Source organism: Pseudomonas asuensis (assembly GCF_014646755.1).
Lineage (GTDB): Bacteria > Pseudomonadota > Gammaproteobacteria > Pseudomonadales > Pseudomonadaceae > Chryseomonas > Chryseomonas asuensis.
On sequence record NZ_BMNW01000051.1, the window covers coordinates 1 to 2,730 of the forward strand.

At 42.1% G+C, this 2,730-nt stretch carries 3 protein-coding genes; all 3 read left to right on the plus strand.

Annotated elements, in window-relative coordinates; all coding sequences use genetic code 11:
- A partial coding sequence (locus IEX86_RS24535; RefSeq protein ID WP_188868763.1) for a transposase occupies positions 1 to 207 on the plus strand: 207 nt, incomplete at its 5' end.
- A gap of 234 nt (positions 208 to 441) precedes the next feature.
- On the plus strand, positions 442 to 1,410 hold the full coding sequence (locus IEX86_RS24540) for a SphA family protein (RefSeq protein ID WP_188868764.1): 969 nt from the start codon (positions 442 to 444) through the stop codon (positions 1,408 to 1,410).
- A 53-nt stretch (positions 1,411 to 1,463) separates the two neighbouring features.
- The gene (locus tag IEX86_RS24545) at positions 1,464 to 2,579 is read left to right on the plus strand and encodes a histone deacetylase-like amidohydrolase (RefSeq protein ID WP_188868765.1); all 1,116 of its coding nucleotides are present in this window, start codon (positions 1,464 to 1,466) and stop codon (positions 2,577 to 2,579) included.
- The last annotated feature ends 151 nt before the right edge of the window (positions 2,580 to 2,730 follow it).

The following is a 2,730-nucleotide window of genomic DNA, read 5'->3' on the forward strand; positions in this document are numbered from 1 at the left end:
CATCGGCGCCCTAGGACAGGCTTGCCCAGACTGTTTGACCGCCCCGCCTATCGTAAGCGCAATGTTATCGAACGGCTCTTTAGCTGGCTTAATGAGCATCGCCGAATAGCCACCCGTTTCGAGAAACTTACCAGTAGCTTCGAGGCTATGATTTCTTTGGCTTGCTTACGGATTTGCTTGAGAAAATCTTTTTCAGGCAGAGCCTAAGCTACCCGAGCTGCTTTCTGAAAAACAAACAGTTACGATTAATTGAAATAATTGAAAGGTATAGTCGTTCAAGCTAGTTGTCTTGCCATACCAATACTCACTCCTATCGGTAAAAATAAATATTTAATTCTTTCTGGTAGCTGATACAAAGTATTGATGAAGGTTCTATGGTAGAGGTGCCTTATAGAAAAGATAAATAGCATATCTTTATTGATTATAACTATTAGGGAAACCATGATAAGAAAAAAGGCCTCTGGACTAGTTTCTATAAAGGTTAGCGTTAGCCTCACCTTTTTCTGTAATTGTGGAATTATTCATGCTACTGATCTGCCAGCCGTTAATCTTGGTCTAACGTCATTTTATGATGGTGCCCCTGTACCAGGAGGGCCAGGCTGGACAGGCTCAATTTTCTATACACATTATGATGCAAAAAGAATTACCGACAATAAGGGTAATAAGGTTTCAATCCCAAAGTCTACAACACAAATTGACACGACCGCTTTACAACTGATTTATCAAGGCACTGGTGGGCCATTAGAGAGTGACTGGGGGGTTAGTGCTTTACTTCCCATTCTTATTAGCGCCAAAGTAGAGGATGGATTAAGAAATTCGGTTTTAAATGCTAACGACGGAGTTGCAGATTTAAGCTTAGGGCTCTATTTACAATCAAAGCCAATAGTAAGAGATGGCAAAATAGTATTTTCACAAAGAGTAGAGGCTGATATTAGCTTGCCAACAGGTAGATACAGTAAAAATTATGCCATAAATCCAGGATCTAATTTTTTTTCCTTTAACCCCTACTGGGCAGCTACTTACTGGATGACACCAAAAGTAAGTATATCCTGGCGTGCTCATTATCTATGGAACGCTAAAAATTCTAATCCTTCGCTAAAGAGTTATGATTCAGGCATAAGCGAGGTACAAGCAGGTCAGGCCATACATTTTAACTATAACATTCTATATGCGCTGAATAATAAATTCCAGGTGGGTATAAATGGATATTGGCTAAGCCAATTTACCGATACAAAACTAAATGGTAATAGCGTTTCCGGACGAAGAGAAAGAATTCAAGGTATAGGCCCAGGATTTATGTACGGATTTTCAAAAGAAAATCTTTTGGTAGCAAACATGTATTTTGAGTCAGATGCTAGAAATCGTCCGGAGGGAAGCAGGTTTAACCTACGTTGGGTACATAAGCTGTGAATTCATTACAAATCTTGGCTGGCTGTTTTAGTAAGTACTTATAGGGGCAGAAAATGAAGCGTAAAACTGGTTTTTTTTATAATGAGAGATGTTTCTGGCATTGTACTAACCCTCATGCGCTGGTACTTCCAGTTGGGGGTTGGGTGCAGCCTACAGTATCTGAAGGGTTTGCTGAGTCGCCCGAGACTAAACGTCGACTCAAAAATTTGATGGATATTTCGGGACTATCAAAGCAGCTTATAATGTGTGACGCACCACCTGTGGGAGAAGATGATATCTTACGCGTCCACTCTCGCGAGTATTTAGAACGCCTGAAATCAGCTAGCCAGAATGGGGGGGGGATGGTTGGCTTAGCAGCGCCCGTAGGGGCTGGTAGCTATGAGATTGCCCAAATTTCAGCAGGGCTTGCTATGGCTGCTGTAGAGGCTGTGCTTACCGGCAAAATCGACAATGCTTATTCCTTGTCTCGTCCACCGGGTCATCATTGTCTTCCGGATCAAGGCATGGGGTTTTGTCTTCTAGCTAATATTGCCATTGCAATTGAAGTAGCTAAAGCACGTTATGGACTTGGCAAAGTTGCAGTAGTTGATTGGGACGTTCACCATGGAAATGGTACCCAAGCAATATTCGAGCAGCGAAACGACGTTCTAACTATTTCTTTACATCAAGATCGTTGTTTTCCTGCTGGCTATAACGGTCTTGAGGATCGAGGAATTGGAAAAGGCGAAGGATATAATATAAATATACCATTACCTGCAGGTATCGGTCATAAAACCTATCTACAAGCAGTCGATACCATCGTAGTCCCTGCATTGGAAAAATTTCAACCTGAACTCATCATTGTGGCCTGTGGTTTTGATGCCAATGCAGTTGATCCGCTTGCACGGATGCAGCTACATAGTGAAACATTTCGATCGATGACCGCTAAGATACAAAATACTGCTGACTTTTTATGTAATGGCCGTTTAGTTCTTGTTCATGAAGGCGGCTATTCCGAGACATATGTTCCTTTTTGCGGGCACTCAGTTATTGAAGAGCTTGTTAAAGTGAGAACTGAAGTCGAGGATCCTATGCTTTCTCTAATTGTTCAACAACAACCCAGCGGGTTATTTGACGCGTTTTTAGAAGATTACGTTAAAAGCTTAGCTAATAAATTCCGCTCTAGTTAAGTGTTTGAAATAACTATATTTGTTAGTTGTTTGGCCCCAGGGAGAAAGGGTTTATGGTATAGACCTCTATCGGAGGAGGATCCATGGCTCAGGCTCTACACAAACGCGCCACGACCACGCACGCCATCCGAGCGGAATTACAGCGATCGCA